The organism is Catellatospora sp. TT07R-123 (genome assembly GCF_018327705.1).
GTDB lineage: Bacteria > Actinomycetota > Actinomycetes > Mycobacteriales > Micromonosporaceae > Catellatospora.
The window spans coordinates 3,288,411-3,309,817 of the sequence record NZ_BNEM01000001.1; the positions used below are offsets into that span (position 1 = coordinate 3,288,411).

A 21,407-nucleotide genomic window follows, 5' to 3' on the forward strand; every position below is an offset into this window, starting at 1 on the left:
GCCACGGGACGTCTCGGGCCGATCATGCGCTCCGGGCTGATCGCGGGCGTCGTCGTCGCCGCGGTCACCTATCCACTGGCCGCGGTGGGCGGCCTCGGCGTCAAGGCGGGCGCCGATTTCTACGACTCCCTGCCGTCGCAGCTCGAAACCGTGCCGCCGGCGCAGACGAGCTACGTGTACGCCGCGGACGGCAAGACCCTGATCACGCTCTTCTACGAGGAGCACCGCAAGTACGCCCCGATCGCCGACATCTCGGAGACCATCCAGCGGGCGATCGTCGCCAGTGAGGACGGGCGCTTCTACCAGCACAACGGCGTCGACGCGAAGGGCATCGCGCGCGCGTTCGTGGCCAACCACACCGCGGGCGAGGTCTCGCAGGGCGCCTCGACGCTGACGATGCAGTACGTGCGGATGGCGCTGCGCGACGGCGCGCAGACCCCCAGCGAGGTCATGGCGGCGACCGAGCAGACCAGCCTCCGCAAGATCCGTGAGGCGCGCCTCGCGATCAAGCTGGAGCAGCAGATGTCGAAGACCGACATCCTGGAGCGCTACCTCAACGTGGCCTACTTCGGCCACCGCGCGTACGGCATCTTCGCCGCGTCGCAGATCTTCTTCTCCAAGCTGCCCAAGGACCTCACCCTGGCCGAGGCGGCGACCCTGGCGGGCCTGGTCAAGGCGCCCTCGGCGTACGACCCGGCGGGCACCGACCGCACCGCGGCGACCCAGCGGCGCAACTACGTGATCGACCGGATGAAGGAGCTCGGCTACATCACGGCCGAGGCGGCCGAGCAGACCAAGCAGGAGCCGATCAAGCTCAAGATCACCGACCCGCCGAACGACTGCACCTCGGTGTCGCAGGGCCACAACAGCTGGGGCTTCTTCTGCGACATGTTCAAGAACTGGTGGATCTCGCAGCCCGCGTTCGGGGCCAACCCCGGTGAGCGCGAGGACAACCTGCGCCGCGGCGGCTACAAGATCGTGACGTCGCTGGACCCCAACGTCCAGGACATCGCGATGGGCCACGTGACCAAGCGGCAGCCCATCGGCAGCTCGTACGCGCTCGGCGAGGTCGTGGTGCAGCCCGGCACCGGGCTGGTCAAGGCGATGGCGGTCAACCGCAACTACTCGCTGGACCAGGCGGGCAACGGCACGCACACCGACCCGACCAAGGCCGGGAAGATCAAGGGCAACTACCCGAACACGGTGAACCCGCTGCTGGGCGGCGGCAACCTGCCCGGCTACCAGGCCGGTTCGACGTTCAAGATCTTCACGATGGTGGCGGCCCTGGACGCGGGCCTGAAGATGAACACCTGGTTCTACGCCCCGCACCGCTACCGGTCCATCTACTTCGCGGGCTGGGGCGAGCGCGGCTCCTGCGGCGGCGGCCACTGGTGCCCGTCCAACGCCAGCGGCGCGATGACCGGCAAGCACGCGATGTGGTCGGGCTTCGGCAAGTCGGTCAACACCTACTTCGTACAGCTGGAGCAGAAGGTCGGCGCCGACAAGGCGGTACGCATGGCCGAGCGGCTGGGCCTGCACTGGCGCACCGACATCGACAAGCTCCAGGCGTCCCCGGCCAAGTCCAAGACCTGGGGCTCGTTCACCCTCGGCGTCGCCGACACCACCCCGCTGGAGATGGCCAACGCTTACGCGACCATGGCCGCCGAGGGCAAGTACTGCGAGGCGCTGCCGGTCATCGGGATCACCAACCCCGACGGCAGCCCGGCGATGATGACCGTCAAGGGCCAGCAGGTGCCGGTCGCGACGCCCCGCTGCCGCCAGGAGGTCACCAAGGCCGTGGCCCGTGCCGCCACCGACGCCATGCGCTGCGTCACCGGCTACGGCGCGGCCAAGGGCTCGTGCGGCAACTGGTCCACCGCCCCCGGCGTGTACGGCGTGGTCAAGCGGCCGGTGGCGGGCAAGACGGGCACCACCGACGACACGCGCGCGGCCTGGTTCGTCGGCTTCACCAAGGAGCTGGCCGCGGCGAGCTTCATGGCCGATCCGGACAACCCGTTCCACGTGACCGGCGACTGGAACTCCTGGAAGCCCGTCGAGACCGTCTCGTACACGCTGCGCGACTCCCTGGAGGGCAAGCCGGTCAAGCAGTTCACCCCGCCGCCGGACTCGATCATCGGCAGCAAGTAGCAGGAACGCCGAAGGGGCGCCCCGACCGCGGGGCGCCCCTTCGGCGTATGCGCGGCTCAGCGCAGGTCGGCGGCGACTATCGACCAGACCTCCAGGTCGACCCGGCCGCTGTGCACGTACCCGGCGTTGCGCAGCAGGCCCTCGTAGGTGAAGCCCGCCTTCTCGGCCACCCGCCGCGAGGCGGTGTTGCCCGGCGCGACCCGCAGCTCGATGCGCTGGAAGCCGTGCTCCAGCACCAGCGCCAGGGTGAGCACGTCGACGGCCTCAGGGCCGATGCCCAGGCCGCGCGCGTCCGGCGCGATCGCGTACGAGATCTCGGTGACCCGGCCGACCCAGTCGGTGCGCTTGGTCCACAGGCACCCGACCAGCTGCTGGTCCTCGCGCCGCACGATGCCGTAGTGGTCGCCCATGCCGCTGTCGCGCCGCTCGGCCGCCATCTCGGTGCACCACGACCGGCCCTCGATCTCGCCGAACTCCTGCGGGAACGGCAGCCACCGCTGGGTGAGCTTGTCGGCGAAGATGTCGGTCACCGGGTCCGCGTCGGCGGCGGTCAGCGGCCGCACGTCCAGCCGCGGCGTCTGCACCGTGAGCGTCGGGAAACGGCGGATGGCGAGGTTGCCTCGCCCGGCCACACCTGCGGTCAAAAGGCTCGACATGCTGACTCCATCGTCGGGGGTGCGCGCCTGCCCTGGGCGTACCTGCATCAGGTAGAGCGCCCGGGGCGACTCGAAGTTGCACCATACCCGGTGGACCATACGGTCGTCCGAGTGGCGGGTCAGCCGTTTGGGCGTGATAGAACTCACAACTCGGGCATACCCGTAGACTGCCCGGGTGCGCTCCCTCCTGACCCCCCGCTGGCTGGGAATCTTCCTCGCCGCCCTGCTCGCCTCGTTCGTGATGGTGCTGCTCGGCCGCTGGCAGTGGAGCCGGTACGAGCTGCGCTCCGCCATCAACGACCGCATCGACGCCAGCACCGTCGTCGCTCCCGTCCCGGTCCGCGACGTGCTCGGCGCGCCCGGCACCGCCCCCGACGCCGACCACGCCTGGACCCGCGTCACCGCCACCGGCCAGTACGACCCGAGCCAGGAGATCCTCCTGCGCAACCGCACCGTCGAGGGCGAGGTCGGCTACGAGGTGCTCACCCCGCTGCGGCTGCCCGACGGCACCGCGCTGCTGGTCGACCGGGGCTGGGTGAAGCCGAACCCGCACGGCATCGACATCGCCCCCGACGTCCCCGCCGCCCCCGCCGGAACGGTCACCGTGGTCGGCCGGGTGCACCTGAGCGAGTCCTCGCCCGGCGCGATCCAGCAGCGGCTGGGCCGCTGGGAGACCCGGCGCGCGGCGGTCGGCCCGATCGCGGCCAAGCTGCCGTACCCGGTGCTGGGGGCGTACGTCCTCGCCGATTCCGGCACCCCCGGCGCCCAGGGCCTCACCGCGATCCCGGTCGGCCACGAGAACGCCTGGCTCAACCTCGGCTACGCCGTCCAGTGGTGGATCTTCTCGGTCGGCGCCCTGGTCGGCGTCGCCCTGCTCGCCCGCAAGGACCTGCGCGAGCTGTCCGCCCCCGCCGACGAACCCGCGCCCGCCCCTGCCCTGACGTAACCTCGTCGGCTCGGCTCGCTTTGCGGGGTGGCAGGTGCCCTTCTCAACGGCGCGCGGGCAAGCGGCAGACCGCTATGGTGCGGTGGTGACCGACGAGCAGACCGACCGGCCGGACGCCGAACGGCAGCATCCCTTCCTGCCGCCGACCCTGCCGCTGCCGACCGAGCCGCTGGCCGCCTTCGGTGTCCGGGCCACCGCCGAGGTGCCCGAGCCGGCCCCGCCGCCGCTCCCCCGGCGGGCTCCGGCCGTCGAGCCACCGCCCGGCCCACCGGTGCCCGCGCCGCCGACGGTGCGGCTGCGCCCGCTGGACCCGCCCGGCACCGAGCCCGCCCCACTGCCGCGCCGCCCGGGGCCGGCCGTCGGCAGCGCCCCGCCGATGCCGCCGGTCACCGCCGCGGCCGCGCCGCCCCCGCCCCTGATGCCGCCGGTCACCGCCGCGGCCGCGCCGCCCCTGATGCCACCCACCGTCGCGGCCATGCCGCCCACGCACCTGATGCCGCCGCCCACGACGCCGATGCCGCCGTCCCCGCCCGCGCCGCCGCGCCTGCGGCTGCCCGCCGGGTCCGCGCAGCCGCCCGCCCACCCCGGTATCGCCGGGCCGGTGCTGGTGCAGCTCGGTGAGGTCGCGGTCACCGCGACGACGATCATCACGCCGACCGGAGAGATCCCGCTGCGCGGCTCCCAGTGGACGATCAACGACCAGTTCCACAGCCGGCAGCGCATCCCCGGCTGGGCGGTGGCCTGCGCGATCCTGCTGTTCTTCGTGCTCTGCTTCCTGAGCCTGCTGTTCCTGCTGGTCAAGACGACGACGTACGAGGGGTCGGTGCAGATCTCGATCGCGAACGAGGGACGGCACTACGTGCTGCGCATCCCCGTCAACGACCAGCGGGTGGTGGCACACCTGCACGCCCAGGTCAACTACGTACGCTCCCTCGCCGCGCTCTGACCCACCCATCTCACTCGGCTGCGCCGCACCGTCCCACACCCCGTTTTACATAGACGTTGGCCTATTACGTCGACTTCGATCACTTCTCAGTCGATGTAATAGGCCAACGTCTATTAAAATCGCGGCGCGGCGCGGCAGCGACGCTGCTCGGCGCAGCGCGACGGCGGGTTGCGTCAGGACTTGGCGGCCTCGGCGACGTTGTGCAGGAGCAGGGCCTCGGCCAGGCAGACCCGGGCGAACTCGCCCAGGTGCAGGCTCTCGTTCGGGCCGTGCGCCTTCGCGTTCGGGTCCTCCACCCCGGTGACCAGGATGGACGCCTGCGGGTACACCTCCTGGAACGTCGCGATGAACGGGATCGACCCGCCCACCCCGATCTCCACCGGCTCGGTGCCGTCCCAGGCCGTGGCGAACGCCGAGCGGGCGGCGTCGAAGTACTTGCCGGTCGCGTCGATCACGCACGGGTTGCCGTCGTGCTCGAACTCGAAGCTGACCTGCGCACCCCACGGGATGTGCTTCTCCAGGTGCGCCTGGAGCGCCTGGTACGCCGACTTCGGGTCGTCCCCGGGCGCCAGCCGCATGCTCAGCTTCGCCCGCGCCGACGGCACCAGCGCGTTGGGCGCCTCGGCGGTGCGCGGCGCGTCGATGCCGAGCACCGACAGCGACGGCTTGGTCCACATCCGGTCGACGATGCGGCCGGTGCCGATCAGCTCGACGCCGTCGAGGATCCCGGCCTCGGCCCGGTACCGGTCCTCCGGGTAGTCCAGCGGCGCGGCGGTCTTGCTGACCAGGCCCGGCACCGCCACGTCACCGTTGTCGTCGTGCAGCGTCGCCAGCAGGCGGCACATCACGGTCAGCGCGTCGGGGACCGGGCCGCCGTACATGCCGCTGTGCACGGCCGAGTTCAGCACCTTCACGTCGACGAACGAGTTGACGATGCCGCGCAGCGACGTCGTCAGCGCGGGCACGCCGATGTCCCAGTTGCCGGAGTCGGCGATGACGATGACGTCGGCGGTCAGCTCGGCGCGGTGCTTTTCGAGCAGCGCGGGCAGCGAGTCCGAGCCGAACTCCTCCTCGCCCTCGATGAACACGACCACGCCGAGCGGCAGCTGGTCGTCGGCGGTGCCGCAACCGAACGCGCGCAGCGCCGCCACGTGCGCCATCACCCCGGCCTTGTCGTCGGCGGCGCCGCGGCCGTAGAGCCGGCCGTCCCGCTCGGTGGGCTCGAACGGGTCCGACTCCCACTTGCTCAGGTCGCCGACGGGCTGAACGTCATGGTGGGCGTACAGCAGCACGGTGGGCGCACCGGGCGGGGCCGGGCGGCGGCCGATGACAGCCGGGTGGCCGTCGCCGACGCGGCTGACCTCGACCTCCAGGCCGACACCGCGCAGCAGGTCGGCCACTGCCTGGGCCGAGCGCTCCAGCGGGGCGAAGTCGAAGCCGTCGAAGGCGATGCCGGGGATACGGACCAGGGCCTCCAGGTCGGCGCGTACGCCCGGCAGCTCGCGCTCGATCGCAGCGCGCAGCTGGTCAACAGTGAGGGTCGTCATGCAGATGATCCTGCCACCCCGCCCCGCACCCCCGCACAGCGATCCGCCGCGCGCCGGTGATCGCCGTTTCCGGTCAGAAACTCCGCGCCGACAGCACCGCCGGACCGCAAACGCCGATCATCGCGACCTACCCGGATCCGTCGACACGCAGGTCGGCCTGGGCCGCGGTGGCGTCGGCGGCGAAGTGGATCTGCTCGCGGTGGCGCCATACCCGCAGGACGCCCTGCATGCCGGGGCCGTCGCGCAGGATGCTGCGGGCGCGGCGCAACGCGGCCGGAGCGTGCACGTACACCGACAGCGACGCCCACGGCCGCGCCTCGGCCCGCGCCGCCCCGACGCCCTCGACGATGACGACGTCGGCGGGCCACACCGTGACCCACTCCGTGCCGAACCTGCCGAGCTGCCAGTCGAACGGGTGGTAGCCGCCCGGCGCACCGTGGCGCAGCGGGGTCAGCACCTGCCGCCGCAGCCGGGGCCAGTACGTGAACTGGTCGTCCCACCCGTCCAGCAGATCGTCGGTGTGCACCGTCTCCACCGGCCCGGCCGCGTCCGCACCCGGTGCCGCCAGCTCGCGTGCGAGCAGGGCCGCGAACATCGTCTTGCCCGATGCGCTCGGCCCGTCGACCAGCACCAGCCGGGTGCGGCCCAGCTTCGGCGGCGCGGCCCGCACCAGCGCGGCGGTCTCCGCCGGGGTCACGCGGGTGCGCCCGGAGGCAGGAACGGCAGGCCGCGCGGTGGGCCCTGCTCGATGAGCCGCCACAGCGCCCCGGTGTCCAGGTGCTCCTCCACCAGGTCGCCGAGCCGGTCGACGGTCGCCTCGCGCAGGGCGGCGAAGCTGGTGTCGGGGGCGGCGGCGAAGCCGTGCCGCCCGGCGATCCCGGCGGCGAGGGTGAGGAAGCGGCGGCGGAACTCGTCGGACTCGAACGCGCCGTGCCAGTGGGTGCCGAAGACGTTGCCCGCGGCCGCGCCCTCGGGTTCGCCGCCGTCGTACGTGATGAGCGGGGCGAGGCCCGGGTCGCGGTGGGACACCCGCCCGTGGTGGATCTCGTACCCGCGCACCGGTGCCCCCAGCGCCGACCCGGCCGGGCGGGACAGCACCTTGTCCGGCGCGAACGCGATCCGCACCGGCAGCAGCCCGAGCCCGTCGACGGCGCCGCGGCGGCTCTCCACCTCGTCGGTGATCTGCTCGCCGAGCATCTGGAAGCCGCCGCACAGGCCCAGCAGGGGCTTGCCCCGTGCGGCGTGCGCGGTGACGGCACCGGCCAGCCCGGTGTCGCGCAGCCAGCGCAGGTCGGCCACGGTGGCCTTGGTGCCGGGCAGCACGACCAGGTCGGCCTCGGCGAGTTCGGCCGGTTCCACGGTGAGCCGGACGCTGACGCCCGGTTCGCAGGCCAGCGCCTCGGCGTCGGTGGCGTTGGAGATGTGCGGCAGCCGGACCACGGCCACGCGCAGCCATTCGGTGCCCCGGGCCGGGGCGGGGCGCCCGAGCACCTTGCCGTACGCGAGGGCGTCCTCGGCGTCGAGCCACAGGTCCACGTCGAAGGGCAGCACGCCGTACACGGTGCGGCCGGTCGCCTTCTCGATCATGTCGAGGCCGGGTTGGAGCAGCTCGCGCGAGCCGCGGAACTTGTTGACCACGAAACCTGCGACCAGCGCCTGGTCGGCGGCGTCCAGCAGCGCGACGGTGCCGAACATGGCGGCGAAGACGCCGCCCCGGTCGATGTCGCCGACGACGACGGTGGGCAGGTTCCCGTGCCGGGCCAGGCCCATGTTCACGTAGTCGTGCTCGCGCAGGTTGATCTCGGTGGGGCTGCCCGCTCCCTCGCACACGACCACGTCGTACTCCCGGGAGAGCTCGTCGAAGGCGGTGTAGGCCGCGCCCGACATCGCGGTCTTCAGGCGCCGGAAGTCGGCCGCGTCGATGGTGTCGACGGCCTGGCCGAGCAGCACCACCTGGCTGCTGTGGTCGCTGCCGGGCTTGAGCAGCACCGGATTGAACCGCACCTGGGGCGCCTGCCCGGCGGCGACGGCCTGGAGCGCCTGCGCCCGTCCGATCTCGCCGCCGCGCCCGGTCGCGTCGACGACCACGGCCGAGTTGTTGGACATGTTCTGCGCCTTGAACGGGGCCACGCGCACGCCGCGCCGGTGCAGCCAGCGGCACACCCCGGCGGTGAGCACGCTCTTGCCGGCGTCGGAGGTGGTGCCGGCGATCAAGATCCCGCTCATGTGGTCAGCGTAGGCGCGGGGGTGGCCGGCCCCTCAGCGAACCCCTCCGGCCACCCCCTGTTCATCCCGACTACACCCCGACCGGCACGCGGTCGCGCGCGGCGGGGTGCTCGTCGTCGGCGTCGTCGAGGTCGTCGTCCTCGTCCTCCTCGCCGATCGGGCGGCCGCCGACCAGCTCGGCGGTCAGGCCGCCGCCGCGCAGCGACGCGACCGGGTCCAGCCCGAACGCGTCGCCGAACTCGTCGGCGAACAGCGGGTCGTCGGGGTCGGGCCCGACCCGCAGCTCGGGCGCGGCCGAGGTCTCCTCCCCGCCCACCCGGGACTCGGCGGTGCCGTCCTCGACGGCGCTGGTGCCGCTGCCCGGCTTGGTACGCGCGAACCGCCCCCGCCCCCGGGACAGGTCGTGGCCGACCGCCACCGCCTCCAGCTCGTACATGACGCGGTGCTGACCCTCCTCGTCCATCCAGTCGCGGGTGTAGAGGCGGCCGGTGACGACCACCGGGTCGCCGATCATGACGGAGCTGGCCACGCCCTCGGCCAGGCGCCGCCAGCAGTTCACCCGCACCCGCAGGCTGTTGCTGTCGACCCAGCGGCCGGTGGCCCGGTCGAGCCGCCGCGCGGTCGAGGCGACCTTGAAGTTCGCCACGAGCTGCCCGGACTGCTGCGTACGCCGCCACTCCGGCGCCGTGAGCGCATTCCCGACAACCGTGACATACGTATCGAACACTGTCATCTCCCTTCGATGTCCGACACCGACGAGACTTCCGGGAAGCGCCCGCGCGGACCACCGCGCGACCGCCCGGCCTGTGGACGGCCACCCGATTGGGGATTACGCCCCGAGCAGCGAATTGATCTGTTATGCCAGCCACTACTTCGCGGTAACATTCCAGCGTGCAGACCGACATCGCGAGCGACCAGATCGACATCCTCGGCGAGCCCTACCGGCAGCGCATCATCGAACTACCCGACGACGACCAGGGCCGGGTCGTCGCGACGCTGGTGAGCCGCCGCGCGCCGCAGCCCACCACGCGCGCGGTGCTCTACGTGCACGGCTTCAACGACTACTTCTTCCAGACGCACCTGGCGGACTTCTTCATCGAGCGCGGCTACGACTTCTACGCCCTCGATCTGCGCAAGTACGGCCGCAGCCTGCTGGAGCACCAGACGCCGAACTTCACCCGCAGCATGGACGAGTACTTCCCCGAGCTCGACGCCGCTGCCCGGATCATCCGGGAGACCGACGGCCACGAGACGATGGTGGTCGCGGCGCACTCGACCGGCGGCCTGATCACCGCGCTGTGGGCGCAGGCGCGCGGCGACGACAGCGGCATCGCGGCGCTGCTGTTCAACAGCCCGTTCTTCGACTTCAACGCGCCCTGGCTGATGCGCCGCCCCGCCGTCAGCGCGGTCGGCTCACTGGCCCGGCGCGCGCCGTACCGCGTGATCCCGCTGAAGGTGCCCCGGCTGTACGGCCGCAGCATCCACCGCGACCACGACGGCGAGTGGGACTTCCGGGTGGACTGGAAGCCCGTCGCCGGGTTCCCGGTGCGGGTGGCCTGGATCAAGGCGATCCGGGCCGGGCAGCAGCGCCTGCACGCGGGCCTGGACCTGCGGATGCCGATCTTCGTCGCCTGCGCCACCCGGTCCTACCGGCTGCACAGCTGGACCGACGCCGCGCACGAGTCCGACGCGGTGCTCGACGTGGACCACATCGTGCGCTGGGCGCCCGCGCTGGGCCGCCACCTGACCCTGGTGCGCATCGACGGCGGCAAGCACGACCTGACCCTGTCGCGGCGCCCGGCCAGGGACGCGTTCTTCGCCGAGTCCGACCGCTGGCTGAAGACCTACGTCCACGGCTGAGAGCGCCGATAACCACCTGCTCGGTGGCGGGTCGCTGACTTAGTATCGGGGTCGGTTCCGACCGGGTAGCCGATCACCACGGCGACCCGTCACGGTAGCCTTCACTACGCGCGCCCGTAGCTCAGCTGGATAGAGCAGGGGCCTTCTAATCCTCAGGTCGCAGGTTCGAGTCCTGCCGGGCGCACCAGCACTTTCCTCCTTGTGAGGTGCGAGGGATCGGACTGGAGCCGACGTCCGCTGCGCGCCTCAGAGGGTGCACGAAAGGTTGCTACGCGGTCGCCCCGGCCACGAAGACACCCTTGCCGGGGTGACCGATCACCAGGTCACGATCGTGGAGAAGCGACACCGCACGATAGACGGTGGCAGGGCTCACGTCGTACTGGTCGGCGAGCTGCGCGGTGCTGGGCAGCTTCTCGCCCGGCGACAGCTCGCCGCTCTTGATCTTCTCTGTGATCGCGTCGGCGATCCGGCGGTAATCCGCTTTGGCGACAGGCATGTGGGGTTCCTCGGTTCGGCCCCTCGATCAGATCATGCGCCAACCAACGTCAGCAAGTGCAGATAGTGACGACTTTCGCGTCCGGACTAGATCTACAGCAGTATCTGACGTAGGTTGTCTCTTGAAACGGTCCTCGGTTCGGCAAACCAGGACGGTTGACGCTGGGGTAGCCCATGGCTCGCACCCGTTGCTACCCCAGCCCACGACAGCCGAGGCGGTTCAACCGACATCGCCCAACCGCCTCGGTGCCACTGCCCTGCTGGCCGTCGGTGATCCCCGGCGGTCAGCAGGTGCGCGTCAGTCGCGGCGCAGCAGCCGGGTCGCGGCGGCGGCCACGGTGGTGGCCAGGATCCAACCGCTCAGGATCAGCGCGTACGCGAGCCAGGTCAGCGGGGGCCGGGGATGGAACGCCTGCTCCTGTCCGAAGTCGATCAGCGGCATCAGCAGGTCTGCCGTATAGACGAACGGGTTGAACACCGGCGCCTCGGCGGGCACCGCCGCCACCGGCGGGTGCAGCGCGAACGCGACCGTGCCGACCGTGGCCAGCAGCGCCAGGGCCAGCACGGCGCGGCGCGGACGGTAGCCGTACCCGATGAGCAGGTCCTGGGCGTGGCCCCACAGCCGTCCCAGCAGCCCGAGCGTGCTGCGGCGGTGCCGCTGGTTGGCCAGCGCCACGGCGCGCGCGTCCGGCTCGTGCCCGGCCCGGCGATAGACGGCGGCGAGCTGCTCGTACGCCTGCGGCTGGTAGCCGTCGGGATCGCGCCGCAGCCACGGCAACCGCCCGGCGCCCAGGTGCGTGCCGGACAGGATCTCGTAGCTCGCCCCGGTGAGCCGGAGGCGCTTCGGCCAGGTGGCCGGGTCGTCGCGCAGCACGCCCAGGCGCGCGTTGCGCAGGTCGACCTCGCCGTCGATCGGGCCGGTCGGCAGCAGGACCAGCTCGCGGGCCTCCAGGTGGCGCAGGTCGATCAGGGGTTGCGCGTCGCCGGCCAGCCACGCGCCGTCGAAGCAGAGCCGACTGCGGATCTGGGCGTACGACATCCGCACCGCCCCGTCGACGCTGAACCCGTCGCACAGATTGGCCACCGCCCCGACCTTGATGTCCGGGGCGAACAGCGCCTTGCCGCCGGGGTTGCGCAGCGCGGCGCCCTCCCACCGCAGCGCCCCGCCGATCTCCGCGTCGTTGAGCCGCAGCTCGCCGTGGCAGGTGAACCCGCCCTGGGCCAGGATGTCGACGCCGACGGAGAGCCGGGTGCCGGACAGGGCCAGCTGCGCGTCGGACAGCTGGGCGCGGTTGAGGATCAGCGAGCCGTCGATCCGCGCGCCGATCAGGTGCACGGTCGCGCTGCTGTGGCTGTCGCGCAGGTTGAGCGTGCCCGCGAACACCGCGTACGACGCCAGCAGGCCCGGGAACCGGCAGCCCTTCAGGTCGACGTGGCGCAGGATAGTGCCGTAGCAGCTGATCCGGTCGGTGAAGACGCAGTCGTGCAGGGCGATCGAGGTGTCGACCTGGCTGTGGTCGAGGTCGAGCGGGCCGGCGATCCGGGCGCCGGTCAGCCGCAGGCGGGACAGCCGGCTCGGTTCGCCGCCGGGCCCGGCCAGCAGCAGGCCGCGCAGCACCTCGGCCCGTACGTCCCGGTCGTCGGAGCCGGACAGGTCCACGACGGTGCCGGTGCGGAAGCCTTCGACCACGGCCTGCTCGGTGGCGCTCAACGGTTCAGGAAGCACGCCGCCCATTGTGGACACCGCCCACCACCGTCCCGTGCCGCGGGGTCAGCGGCGCCTGCGGCGCATCCGCACGATCAGGAACAGCGGCACCGCGAACAGTGCCGTGCCCACGCCGAAGCAGGCCAGCGCCTGCCAGTCCGCCGCCTCCACCTGCTCGGTGGTGTCGGTCAGGTAGAGCGTGAACGCCAGCACGAGGAACGCGCAGCAGGCAGACAGCAGCCCGAGCACGACCATCCCGGCGATCTCGGTCACGTTGCGGCCGGAGGTGACCGCCGACGGGTCCTTCCGCCTGCCGGACGCGTCGACCCCCGGGCCCGGCTGGGGGATCGAGTCGGGGTCGCGGGCGGGCATCGGGATGTGCCGCGACGGGTGCACCGCCTGGTCGAGCACGCCCAGGCCGGGCCCGCTCAGGCGCCACAGGGTCGGCTCCAGGTGTACGACGATGCCGTCGGTGCCGATCAGGCGCCGGGCCCCGTCCGGCCACATCAGCATCGCGGCGCACTCGTCGTAGCGGACCGTCTGGCACTGGTCGGGCCGGACGAAGCTCACCGCGTCGGGGCCGACCGCGACGGCGTACTGCGGGTCCTCGATGGAGACGTAGCGGCTGCCTTCGGCGACGGCGGCCGAGGCGGTCGGCGCGTCGGCGAACCCGGCCCAGTCGGCCTGCCCCCGCTCCGGGGTCTGCAACAGGGCGGTGCCCGCCGCCTCGACCGCGACCTCGCGCACCTGGTCCAGCGTCACGGCGGCGAGCTCGGCGCGCAGCTGCTCGACGCTCTGCGCGGGCTGGCCGGTGAGCAGGTTCAGCGCGTGCGAGGGCAGCCGGGCGGCCTCGATCTCCGGGTGGTTCAGGCCTTCCAGCGTCTTGGTACGCACCGACGTCAGGTCGCGCTCCTCGATGCGGCCCAGCCGCATCCGGGCCAGCACGTCGACGAACCCGCCCAGCACCGCGCCCTGCTTCTCCGGCAGCGCGTCGGCGTACGCGGTGATCGTGGCGTAGCCGTCGCCGCGCGGGTCGTACGAGGTGGAGGCGGTGTAGGAGAAGCCGCCCTCCTGCCGCAGCTCGCGGTAGAGCGCGCGCTCCAGCACGTCGGCGTAGACCCGGGCCGGCGTGCTGCGGCGCACCACCGCGCTGTGCAGCACGCTGGCGTCGTCGCCGCTGAAGTAGGCGGGCGTGACCGGCAGCGCCGAGGTGGCCGCGGGCAGCGGGCGGCGCACGCCGCCGGGCAGGTCCAGCCGCAGCCCGGCGGGCACGCCGCCGCCCGCGATCCACAGCACGGCGTTCTCGCGGGTGAAGTACGTGTCCACCCACGACCGCAGGTCGTCGGGCCGCAGCCGGAACAGGCCCCACTCGGGGTAGCTGGGCAGGCCGTAGCCCTGCGCGCCGTAGCGCCACAACGGCATCGACGGGAAGCCCCCACGGGTGCGGGCCTCGGTGCGCAGGATCTCCTTCTCCGTGTCGAGCCGGTGCATCGGCAGACTGCGCAGCGCGGAGGTCACCTTGCCGAGGTACGTCACCACGTCGGCCTCGGTGCCCTGCATGTGGAAGTGGGTGTAGACCGACGCGGTCGCCCCGTTGTAGTGGTAGTCCGACAGGCCGCTGTCGTGCAGCGCCAGGTGCTCGACCAGGTGCGTGATGCCGTGCACGGCCAGCGTCTCGTCGGCCTGCCCGACCCGGAAGACCAGGCCGACGTTCATCGGCCCGGACGTCGGCGCGACCAGCGTGGGAACCCCGTCGACCTCGGTGGTGTGCAGCACGGGTCAGCCCTTCCTGAGCGCGGTCGCGCGGTGCTTGGTGAACGCCTCGGCCGCGGAACCGCCGAGCTGTGACCAGCCGAACGGGTCGGCGAGGTCGCCCAGCGCCCGGAAGTGCGGCGCGGCCAGGTCGTGCCGTCCGGCCAGGCAGAACGCGAGGGCGAACAGGCTGTGCGCGGTCACCCAGCCGTAGTCGCGGCGAAACGCCGGGTGCAGCAGCGAGCGCTGCGCCGCGGCGTGCAGTTCGGCGACCACGTCCGGCCGCTGCCAGTACTGCCGGCGCTCGGCGTCTTCGAGCCACACGTGGCGTTCGAAGTGCGCGTCGGCGAGCAGCGTCGCGTTGATCGCGCCGTCCGGCGCCGCCGCGGCCCGCTCGCGCACGAACGCGAACACCGCCTCCCAGCTGCCGCCCCACTTGGGATAGAGCTGGTTGAGGTACGACTTCTGCGCCCGGTAGGAGTGCGGGTCGGTCGCGGCGACCCGGTCGTAGCGGCGGCGCGCCTCGGCCTGGCCGACCTCCAGCCCCACCCCGTTCTTGATCCGGTAGGTCCACGCGGCGGTGTGTTCCGGTTCGAGCGCCGTCACGTCGATGAGCAGCTGCTCCCCGTTGCACAGGTGCTCGCGCATCCGGGCGAACTGCTCGCGGCTGACGTGCTTGGCGAGCTTGCTGGTGCGCGCGTCCCAGGCCAGTTCCAGGCACCGGGCGGCGAGCAGGAACTCGGGCAGGGTCGACGACTCCTCCTGCTCGGCGACCTTGGTCAGGAAGAGCTCCACGCCCTCGACGCCGGCCACCTCGACGGCGAGCATGACCAGCTCGTCGGTGCGGGTGCGCCCGGCGAAGTGCTGTCGCAGCGCGGGCCAGTCACCGGCCTGGGCGGCGGCTCGGACGGAGGCGAACTCCGGGTGGGCGGCGCCCGGATCGAACACGGGCGCACCGGGTGCGGGGGTGGTCACCCGGCGGATCCTAGGCGAGCGCGGACCGTGACGCTGCCCCGTAATGCCTAGTCATCGGCCATCCGGCCCCCTGAAGCAGACCGGTCGGCCGGGTCAGGGCTTCAGCACGACCTGGCCGCTTTCCACCGCTATGTTCTTGGCCGCGAGCGGCTGCGTCGCCGGGCCGTTGAGCACGCTGCCGTCCTCGGCGGAGTAGCGGCTGCCGTGGCACGGGCAGATGATCTGGTTCTGCGACACCGATCCCACCTGGCACTGCTTGTGCGTGCAGATCGAGGTGAACGCCTTGTACACGCCCTGCTGCGGCTGGGTGACGACGACCTGCTCGATGTCGTACACCTTGCCGCTGTCCAGCGGCACGTCGGTCACCGGCCCGAGGGTCACCGGCGCGGTCGGCGGCGCCTTCACCGCAGCCGGGGTCGAGGCCCCCGCCTCCGGCGGCCCGGCCGCCCCGCCGCACGCGGCGCCGACGGCGCCCAGACCCGCGCCGCACACCCCCGCCAGCAGCACCCGCCGCGTCGTCTCCGCCTGCGCCATCCCGCACCCCCGCTTGGTGATCGCCCTTCAGCGACATTAGCGGGGGTACGGGCACAGCCGTGCCTGTTTGCGCAGGTCAGATCGTTACGACCATCTTGCCGGTGTTCTCGCCGCGCATCAGGCCGAGGAACGCCTGCGGGGCGTTCTCCAGCCCGGCGACCACGGTCTCCTCGGCCTTGATCTTCCCCTCGGCCAGCCAGGCGCCGACCTCGCGGAACAGGTCCGGCATCCGGTCGTCGTGGTCGCTGACGATGAAGCCGCGCATGGTGATCCGCTTGCCGATCAGGGACATCATGTTGTCCGGCCCCGGCACCGGCTCGTTGTAGCCGGAGATCGCCCCGCACAGCGCGAACCGGGCGAACACCTTCGCGCGCGCGATGGCAGCGGTCAGGTGGTCGCCGCCCACGTTGTCGAAGTAGACGTCGATGCCGTCCGGCGCGGCCTGCTTGAGCTGTGCGCTCACGTCGCCGTCGCGGTAGTTGAAGGCGGCGTCGAAGCCGAGCTCGTCGACCAGGTGCTTCACCTTGGCCGGGCTGCCCGCGCTGCCCACCACCCGGGCCGCGCCCTTGAGCTTGGCCAGCTGCCCGACCAGGCTGCCCACGGCACCGGCGGCACCCGACACGAACACGGTGTCGCCCGGCTTCATCCCGGCGATGTCGAGCAGGCCGACGTACGCGGTCAGGCCGGGCATGCCGAGCACGCCGAGGAAGGCGCTGGGCGCGGCCACAGGCTCCAGCTTGCGGAAGCGCTTGGCGTCGGCGGTGACCAGGTCGCGCCAGCCGTACCCGTGCAGCACCAGGTCGCCGACGGCCAGCAGCGGCGAGTTCGACGCGACCACCTCGCCGACGGCGCCGCCGTCCAGCGCCTGCCCCACCTGGAACGGCGGCACGTACGACTTCACGTCGTTCATCCGCCCCCGCATGTACGGGTCCACGGACATGACGGTGTTGCGCACCGTCACCTGCCCCTCGCCCGGCTCCGGCACCTCGACCTCGACCAGCTGGAAGTTGTCCAGGGTCGGCGTCCCGTCCGGCCGCGAGGCCAGCTGGATCTCCCGTCCTACCGTCACGATGTCTCCTTCTCGGTGGCGGCCTCGTGGGCCGCGTCGGTGATGGCGCGCAGCGTGTCGCGCAGCGCCGCGAGCTGTGTCGCGGGCACGCCGGTCGCCTCGGCGATGGCCCGCGGGATGCCGGTCGCCCGCTCACGCAGGTCGGATCCGGACGGGGTGAGGCTGACCAGGACCGAGCGCTCGTCGCGCGCACTGCGCGCGCGGACCACCAGCCCGGCCGCCTCCAGCCGCTTGAGCAGCGGCGACAGGGTGCCCGAGTCGAGTTGCAGCGCCTCGCCCAGCGCCTTCACGCTCACCTCGCCGCGCTCCCACAGCACCAGCATCACCAGGTACTGCGGGTAGGTCAGGCCGAGGCGGTCCAGCACCGGCCGGTAGAGCGCGGTCAGCGCCCGGCTGGCGGAGTAGAGCGCGAAGCACACCTGCTTGCGCAGGTCGAGGTCGGTCTCGTCGGGCGGCATGGGTTCAGACAAGCACGATCGCGACGTCGATGTTGCCCCGGGTCGCATTCGAGTACGGGCAGACCTGGTGCGCGGCCTCGGCCAGCTCACGGGCCGCCTCCGGCGCCAGCCCCGGCAGGCTGATCTCCAGGGTCACGCCCAGCCCGAAGCCCTCGCCCGCCCGGTTCAGGTCGACCTTCGCGGTCACCTCGGACCCGTCGACGTCGGCCTTGGCGCGCCGGCCCACCAGCCGCAGCGCCGAGTGGAAGCAGGCCGCGTACCCGGCCGCGAACAGCTGCTCGGGGTTCGTGCCCGCACCGTTGCCGCCCAGCGCGGACGGCATCGCGAGATCGGCCGCGAGCAGCCCGTCGGAGCTGAGGATCCTGCCGTTGCGCCCGTCGCCGGACGAGGTCACCACGGCGGTGTAGAGAGAAGTCATGCCCGGAACGCTAGCCCCCAATTCAATCGCCCACAACCAAACGTGACCCTGCCGACTGTCTGCCGCCTACCTGCCGCCTGTCATCGCGCAGTTTCGGGGAAAGTGACGAATCGAGCCCGATATTCCTGCACTTTCCCCGAAACTGCACGAATGACGGGGCCGGGAGCGGGGCGGGGCGCGCGTCAGCGCGTGGGGGGCAGAGCGCGGCGGCGGGAGGTGGTCGCGGCGGGGTTCTGGGTGGCGGTGCTGGTGCTGGGCGGGATCGGCTGGTGGTGGTACGCCCGTACCCACGCCGCACCCGCACCGGCCCCCTCGGCCCGCCCGGCCGCTCCCCCACCCGATGCCCAGCAGGTGCGGGTGCGCTATCCGCTGGACGGCGACTCGATCGCGGTCACCGCCACCCCCGGCCCGGTCGTCGACGCCGCGGGCGAGGTGCAACTGCGCCTGCTCGGCGTCGACGCCCCGGAACTGCACGGCGCCGACGGCCGTCCGCAGTGCTGGGCCGACGGCGCGCAGGCCCGGCTGAGGCAGCTCGCCCCGCCCGGCGGCAGCCTGTGGATCCTGCCCGACACGCAGCGCCGCGACCCGTACGACCGCTATCTCGTCTACGCCTGGACCGCCGACGGCACCTTCGTCAACGCCGACCTGGCCGAACGCGGCGACGTCCGCGAACTCGCGATTCCACCGAATCTGGCGCACCGGCGCGAGCTGCACGACGCGGTGGAACGGGCGCGGGCGCAACGGCACGGACTGTGGGGTGTCTGCGTCGGAAGGTGAGCGAATTATTGAAGATTTCAAGCTGCCGCGATGGCTTTGTGCCCTTCAGTACGGAAGAATCGGCGCCCGTGGAGCTCCCTATCGGCACGGCGATCGCGGGGAGATATGTGCTGACCAGGCCTCTGGCGCGCGGTGGAGTGTCCACGGTCTATCAGGCCGTCGACGCTGCCGCGGGCCGCAGGCTCGCGGTCAAAGTGGTGGGTCCGCGCTACTCGCGGCTGATCCGCCACGAGGCGGAGATGACCAAGATGCTGCGCCACCCCCACGTTCCGAAGATCTTCGACGTGGACGTGGTGCCCGGCCCCGACGGCCGCGACATCGGCTACCTGGCCCTGGAGCTGCTGCAGGGGCAGAACCTGAACAACGTGCTCGGCAGCGGCCCGCTGACCGTGCCCGACGCGCTGCGGGTCGCCGGGACCGCCGCCGACGTGCTGGCGGTGGCGCACCGGCGCGGGGTGGTGCACCGCGACCTGACCCCGGGCAACGTCATGCTGACCACGACCGGCCCGAAGGTCGTCGACTTCGGACTCGCCGAGCTGATCCATCCCGGCCCGGCGCACTTCGCCACCCCCGCCGACGACGTGTACGCCCTGGGCGCGCTGATGTATCAGATGATCACCGGCACGTCGCCGTACCCGCAACGGGGCAGCCCGCGCGACGCGACGGCGGTGCGCAGCCTGGCGCCGACACCGGTGTTCGCGGTGCCGGGGCTCCCGCACGCGCTGGCGGAGCTGTGCCGCGCGTGCATGGACAAGAACGCGCTCGGCCGCCCGAGCGCGCGCGAGGCGTCCTTCGCCCTGTGGAGCCTGGCCGCCCTCCGCTGAACCGACGCCGGCGGCGCCGCCTACCTCAGGTCGAACTCGCCCTGCTTCACTCCGGCGATGAAGGCGCGGAACGCCTCGGCGGAGACCACGACGCTGGTCTGCGGTCGGGTCGAGTTGCGCACACCCACCGCCGCCGGCGTCGACGCCACCTCCACGCAGGCGGCGGACTCGCAGCGGCGGCTCTTGCGCCACGCGGCACCGGAGACCAGGGTCATCGTCAACTCCCGACAATCGGCTTACAAGCACAGGCTGGGGTCGCGACACCTCTGGCAGGCGCCACAGCGCCACAGTAAACTCGTCGGATAGGACAGTGGCAAGTAGCCGCACGCAGATCGCCACATGGCGTGTCGTGGTGGGCTTGCGCGCGACGCAGGTCCGCGCAGCAGCCGCCCGCGCGGTACGGGGCCAGCGTCGAGAGGTGGACGGTCAAGGTGAGCGACCGAGAAAACCCGGCCGTCGCCCGACTCCGCCTGCGTCACGCGCTGCGGTCGGCTCGTGACTCTTCCGACCTGACGCAGGAGCAGGTCGCCGCCTCGCTGGAATGGTCCCTGTCGAAGGTGATCCGCATCGAGAACGGCTCGGTCCGGATGACCATCACCGACATGCGCGCCCTGCTCCAGTTGTACGGCGTGCGCGAGCAGGCGGCGGTCACCGAGATGGAGGTGCTGGCCCGCACCGCCCGCGCCAAGGCGTGGTGGGCCGAGTTCGGCGACCTCGCCCCGAAGTACGCCAACTACATCGGGCTGGAGGAGGGCGCCGCCGCGATCAGCTGCTACCAGCAGCTGGTGATCCCGGGGCTGCTCCAGACGGAGTCGTACGCGCGGGCCGTGGTGTCGGCGGGGCAGCCGCAGACGCTGCCGGCCGGCGACGACTACGTGTCGATCCGGCTGCGCCGCCAGGAGCGGGTGCTGCGGCGCACCGACCCGCCGCGCATCCACGCGGTGCTCGACGAGGCGACCCTGCGCCGCATCAACGGCGGCGTCGCGGTGCAGCGCGAGCAGCTGCACCACCTGGTGCGCCTGGGTGCCCGGCCCAACATCCAGCTCCAGGTGCTGCCGTTCAGCGCCGGGCTCCAGGCGCTGGAGCCCGCGTTCGTCCTGATGTCCTTCCCGTACGGCGCCGACCACGACGTGGTCTACCTGGAGTTCAGCAGCGTGGTGCCGGCCGTGGACCGGGGCCAGGTGCTCGACCGCGAGGAGGACGCGGGGCCGTACCGGACGACCTTCGACCGCCTGGCCGCGGTGGCGCTCGGCGAGGCCGACTCGCTGGCCTACATCGCGCAGGTGGCGGGCGAGCTGCGCTGACCGCGCCGGGCGTGCATATGCTCGGGACTCATGAGCTTCCCGCCGTCTGCCGCCCCCCTTTCCGACGTCTCCCGCGTCCTGTGCGTGTTCGCCCACCCCGACGACGTCGACTTCGGCTCGGCCGGCACCGTCGCCGCCTGGACCGAGGCGGGCATCGAGGTGTCGTACCTGCTGGTGACCCGCGGTGACGCGGGCGGGTTCGACGACACGCCCCGCGACCGGATGCCGGTGCTGCGGGAGACCGAGCAGCGGGCCGCCGCGGCCGCCGTCGGGGTCACCACCGTCGAGTTCCTGGACGGGTATCGCGACGGCATGGTCACGCCGTCGCTGGAGCTGCGCCGCGACCTGACCGCCGCGATCCGGCGCCACCGGCCCGACCGCATCCTGACCAGCTCGCCGCTGCGCCGCTGGGACCGCCTGGCGGGCCCGAGCCACCCCGACCACCTGGCCGCGGGCGAGGCGGTGACCTGCGCGGTCTATCCCGACGCCCGCAACCCGTTCGCGCACCCGGAACTGGCCGCGGCGGGCCTGGCCGCCTGGACGGTCCGCGAGATCTGGTACTCCGGCGGCCCGGACCCCGACCACGCCGTCGACGTGACCGACACGTTCGACCGCAAGCTGGCCGCGCTGCGGGCGCACGCCTCGCAGACGTCGCACCTGACCGACCTGGACGGCATGCTGCGCGAGCGCCTCGGCGCCCTCGCCGCCGCCCACGGCCTGACCGGCCGCCTCTGCGAGGCGTTCACCATCGTGCGCACCGAGTGACC

22 protein-coding genes and 1 tRNA gene are annotated in these 21,407 nt (G+C 72.4%); 9 read left to right on the forward strand and 14 right to left on the reverse strand.

Annotation, left to right across the window (positions count from 1 at the left end; all coding sequences use genetic code 11):
* The first annotated feature begins 24 nt into the window (after positions 1 to 24).
* Positions 25 to 2,148, forward strand: coding sequence for a transglycosylase domain-containing protein (locus Cs7R123_RS14060; RefSeq protein ID WP_212829160.1), 2,124 nt, complete (start codon positions 25 to 27; stop codon positions 2,146 to 2,148).
* 56 nt (positions 2,149 to 2,204) lie between these two features.
* Here Cs7R123_RS14060 and Cs7R123_RS14065 read toward each other — a convergent pair whose 3' ends face one another.
* Positions 2,205 to 2,804 carry a GNAT family N-acetyltransferase gene (locus Cs7R123_RS14065; protein WP_212826733.1) on the reverse strand — a complete coding sequence of 200 codons (600 nt, stop codon included), beginning with the start codon at positions 2,802 to 2,804 and terminating at the stop codon, positions 2,205 to 2,207.
* 175 nt (positions 2,805 to 2,979) lie between these two features.
* On the opposite strand from Cs7R123_RS14065, the gene Cs7R123_RS14070 reads away from it, so the two are divergent.
* Both Cs7R123_RS14070 and Cs7R123_RS40175 read left to right on the forward strand, forming a co-directional pair.
* Positions 2,980 to 3,750: an SURF1 family protein gene (locus tag Cs7R123_RS14070; protein ID WP_244871820.1), complete on the forward strand. Its 771-nt coding sequence runs from the start codon at positions 2,980 to 2,982 to the stop codon at positions 3,748 to 3,750.
* Between the two features lie 85 nt (positions 3,751 to 3,835).
* A complete protein-coding gene (locus Cs7R123_RS40175) occupies positions 3,836 to 4,696 on the forward strand; it encodes a hypothetical protein (protein WP_244871821.1) in 861 nt (286 codons plus the stop codon).
* A 173-nt stretch (positions 4,697 to 4,869) separates the two neighbouring features.
* Here the strand turns inward: Cs7R123_RS40175 and Cs7R123_RS14080 are convergent, their stop codons facing one another.
* The 4 genes from Cs7R123_RS14080 to ssb form a co-directional block, all read right to left on the reverse strand.
* Positions 4,870 to 6,243, reverse strand: a complete 1,374-nt coding sequence (locus Cs7R123_RS14080; RefSeq protein ID WP_212826735.1) for a dipeptidase — start codon at positions 6,241 to 6,243, stop codon at positions 4,870 to 4,872.
* A 127-nt stretch (positions 6,244 to 6,370) separates the two neighbouring features.
* Positions 6,371 to 6,940 carry a uridine kinase gene (locus tag Cs7R123_RS14085; RefSeq protein ID WP_212826737.1) on the reverse strand — a complete coding sequence of 190 codons (570 nt, stop codon included), beginning with the start codon at positions 6,938 to 6,940 and terminating at the stop codon, positions 6,371 to 6,373.
* Complete coding sequence (locus Cs7R123_RS14090; protein WP_212826739.1) at positions 6,937 to 8,469, reverse strand: cobyric acid synthase; 1,533 nt, start codon at positions 8,467 to 8,469, stop codon at positions 6,937 to 6,939. The genes Cs7R123_RS14085 and Cs7R123_RS14090 overlap by 4 nt, the downstream gene beginning before the upstream one ends.
* Before the next feature lie 70 nt (positions 8,470 to 8,539).
* Positions 8,540 to 9,196: a single-stranded DNA-binding protein gene (gene ssb, locus Cs7R123_RS14095; RefSeq protein ID WP_212826741.1), complete on the reverse strand. Its 657-nt coding sequence runs from the start codon at positions 9,194 to 9,196 to the stop codon at positions 8,540 to 8,542.
* A 164-nt stretch (positions 9,197 to 9,360) separates the two neighbouring features.
* Here ssb and Cs7R123_RS14100 point away from each other — a divergent pair, with 164 nt between their 5' ends.
* Both Cs7R123_RS14100 and Cs7R123_RS14105 read left to right on the forward strand, forming a co-directional pair.
* Positions 9,361 to 10,329 carry an alpha/beta hydrolase gene (locus tag Cs7R123_RS14100; RefSeq protein ID WP_244871822.1) on the forward strand — a complete coding sequence of 323 codons (969 nt, stop codon included), beginning with the start codon at positions 9,361 to 9,363 and terminating at the stop codon, positions 10,327 to 10,329.
* Positions 10,330 to 10,439: 110 nt separating this feature from the next.
* Positions 10,440 to 10,516: transfer RNA gene (locus tag Cs7R123_RS14105), tRNA-Arg, on the forward strand.
* Between the two features lie 81 nt (positions 10,517 to 10,597).
* Here the strand turns inward: Cs7R123_RS14105 and Cs7R123_RS14110 are convergent.
* From Cs7R123_RS14110 to Cs7R123_RS14145, 8 genes are all read right to left on the reverse strand, one after another.
* A complete protein-coding gene (locus Cs7R123_RS14110; protein ID WP_212826742.1) occupies positions 10,598 to 10,825 on the reverse strand; it encodes a winged helix-turn-helix domain-containing protein in 228 nt (75 codons plus the stop codon).
* Positions 10,826 to 11,122: 297 nt separating this feature from the next.
* Entirely contained in the window at positions 11,123 to 12,550 is a 1,428-nt protein-coding gene (locus Cs7R123_RS14115; protein WP_212826744.1) for a pentapeptide repeat-containing protein, read from the reverse strand.
* 45 nt (positions 12,551 to 12,595) lie between these two features.
* Entirely contained in the window at positions 12,596 to 14,305 is a 1,710-nt protein-coding gene (locus tag Cs7R123_RS14120) for a pitrilysin family protein (protein ID WP_212826746.1), read from the reverse strand.
* 3 nt (positions 14,306 to 14,308) lie between these two features.
* Positions 14,309 to 15,256: a hypothetical protein gene (locus Cs7R123_RS14125; RefSeq protein ID WP_212826747.1), complete on the reverse strand. Its 948-nt coding sequence runs from the start codon at positions 15,254 to 15,256 to the stop codon at positions 14,309 to 14,311.
* A gap of 93 nt (positions 15,257 to 15,349) precedes the next feature.
* Complete coding sequence (locus tag Cs7R123_RS14130) at positions 15,350 to 15,790, reverse strand: Rieske (2Fe-2S) protein (RefSeq protein ID WP_212826749.1); 441 nt, start codon at positions 15,788 to 15,790, stop codon at positions 15,350 to 15,352.
* 76 nt (positions 15,791 to 15,866) lie between these two features.
* Positions 15,867 to 16,859, reverse strand: a complete 993-nt coding sequence (locus Cs7R123_RS14135; protein ID WP_212826751.1) for an NADP-dependent oxidoreductase — start codon at positions 16,857 to 16,859, stop codon at positions 15,867 to 15,869.
* The gene (locus Cs7R123_RS14140) at positions 16,856 to 17,317 is read right to left on the reverse strand and encodes a MarR family winged helix-turn-helix transcriptional regulator (protein WP_212826754.1); all 462 of its coding nucleotides are present in this window, start codon (positions 17,315 to 17,317) and stop codon (positions 16,856 to 16,858) included. The genes Cs7R123_RS14135 and Cs7R123_RS14140 overlap by 4 nt, the downstream gene beginning before the upstream one ends.
* Before the next feature lie 4 nt (positions 17,318 to 17,321).
* A complete protein-coding gene (locus Cs7R123_RS14145) occupies positions 17,322 to 17,735 on the reverse strand; it encodes an organic hydroperoxide resistance protein (protein WP_212826755.1) in 414 nt (137 codons plus the stop codon).
* A gap of 189 nt (positions 17,736 to 17,924) precedes the next feature.
* Between Cs7R123_RS14145 and Cs7R123_RS14150 the strand changes: the two genes are divergently transcribed.
* Positions 17,925 to 18,512, forward strand: a complete 588-nt coding sequence (locus Cs7R123_RS14150) for a thermonuclease family protein (protein WP_212826757.1) — start codon at positions 17,925 to 17,927, stop codon at positions 18,510 to 18,512.
* A 107-nt stretch (positions 18,513 to 18,619) separates the two neighbouring features.
* The gene (locus Cs7R123_RS14155) at positions 18,620 to 19,336 is read left to right on the forward strand and encodes a serine/threonine-protein kinase (protein WP_212826759.1); all 717 of its coding nucleotides are present in this window, start codon (positions 18,620 to 18,622) and stop codon (positions 19,334 to 19,336) included.
* Between the two features lie 20 nt (positions 19,337 to 19,356).
* Here Cs7R123_RS14155 and Cs7R123_RS14160 read toward each other — a convergent pair whose 3' ends face one another.
* Entirely contained in the window at positions 19,357 to 19,551 is a 195-nt protein-coding gene (locus Cs7R123_RS14160; protein ID WP_212826761.1) for a DUF397 domain-containing protein, read from the reverse strand.
* A gap of 216 nt (positions 19,552 to 19,767) precedes the next feature.
* Between Cs7R123_RS14160 and Cs7R123_RS14165 the strand changes: the two genes are divergently transcribed.
* A complete protein-coding gene (locus tag Cs7R123_RS14165; protein WP_212826763.1) occupies positions 19,768 to 20,640 on the forward strand; it encodes a helix-turn-helix transcriptional regulator in 873 nt (290 codons plus the stop codon).
* 30 nt (positions 20,641 to 20,670) lie between these two features.
* Entirely contained in the window at positions 20,671 to 21,405 is a 735-nt protein-coding gene (locus Cs7R123_RS14170) for a PIG-L deacetylase family protein (RefSeq protein WP_212826765.1), read from the forward strand.
* Positions 21,406 to 21,407: the final 2 nt, after the last annotated feature.

Excerpts from the sequence above, each read along its gene's own strand:
- Cs7R123_RS14065 (WP_212826733.1), bottom strand. The coding sequence starts at position 2,804 with ATGTCGAGCCTTTTGACCGCAGGTGTGGCCGGGCGAGGCAACCTCGCC.
- Cs7R123_RS14060 (WP_212829160.1), top strand. The coding sequence starts at position 25 with ATGCGCTCCGGGCTGATCGCGGGCGTCGTCGTCGCCGCGGTCACCTAT.
- Cs7R123_RS14080 (WP_212826735.1), bottom strand. The coding sequence starts at position 6,243 with ATGACGACCCTCACTGTTGACCAGCTGCGCGCTGCGATCGAGCGCGAG.
- Cs7R123_RS14140 (WP_212826754.1), bottom strand. The coding sequence starts at position 17,317 with ATGCCGCCCGACGAGACCGACCTCGACCTGCGCAAGCAGGTGTGCTTC.
- Cs7R123_RS14090 (WP_212826739.1), bottom strand. The coding sequence starts at position 8,469 with ATGAGCGGGATCTTGATCGCCGGCACCACCTCCGACGCCGGCAAGAGC.
- Cs7R123_RS14145 (WP_212826755.1), bottom strand. The coding sequence starts at position 17,735 with ATGACTTCTCTCTACACCGCCGTGGTGACCTCGTCCGGCGACGGGCGC.
- Cs7R123_RS14130 (WP_212826749.1), bottom strand. The coding sequence starts at position 15,790 with ATGGCGCAGGCGGAGACGACGCGGCGGGTGCTGCTGGCGGGGGTGTGC.
- Cs7R123_RS14170 (WP_212826765.1), top strand. The coding sequence starts at position 20,671 with ATGAGCTTCCCGCCGTCTGCCGCCCCCCTTTCCGACGTCTCCCGCGTC.
- Cs7R123_RS14110 (WP_212826742.1), bottom strand. The coding sequence starts at position 10,825 with ATGCCTGTCGCCAAAGCGGATTACCGCCGGATCGCCGACGCGATCACA.
- Cs7R123_RS14160 (WP_212826761.1), bottom strand. The coding sequence starts at position 19,551 with ATGACCCTGGTCTCCGGTGCCGCGTGGCGCAAGAGCCGCCGCTGCGAG.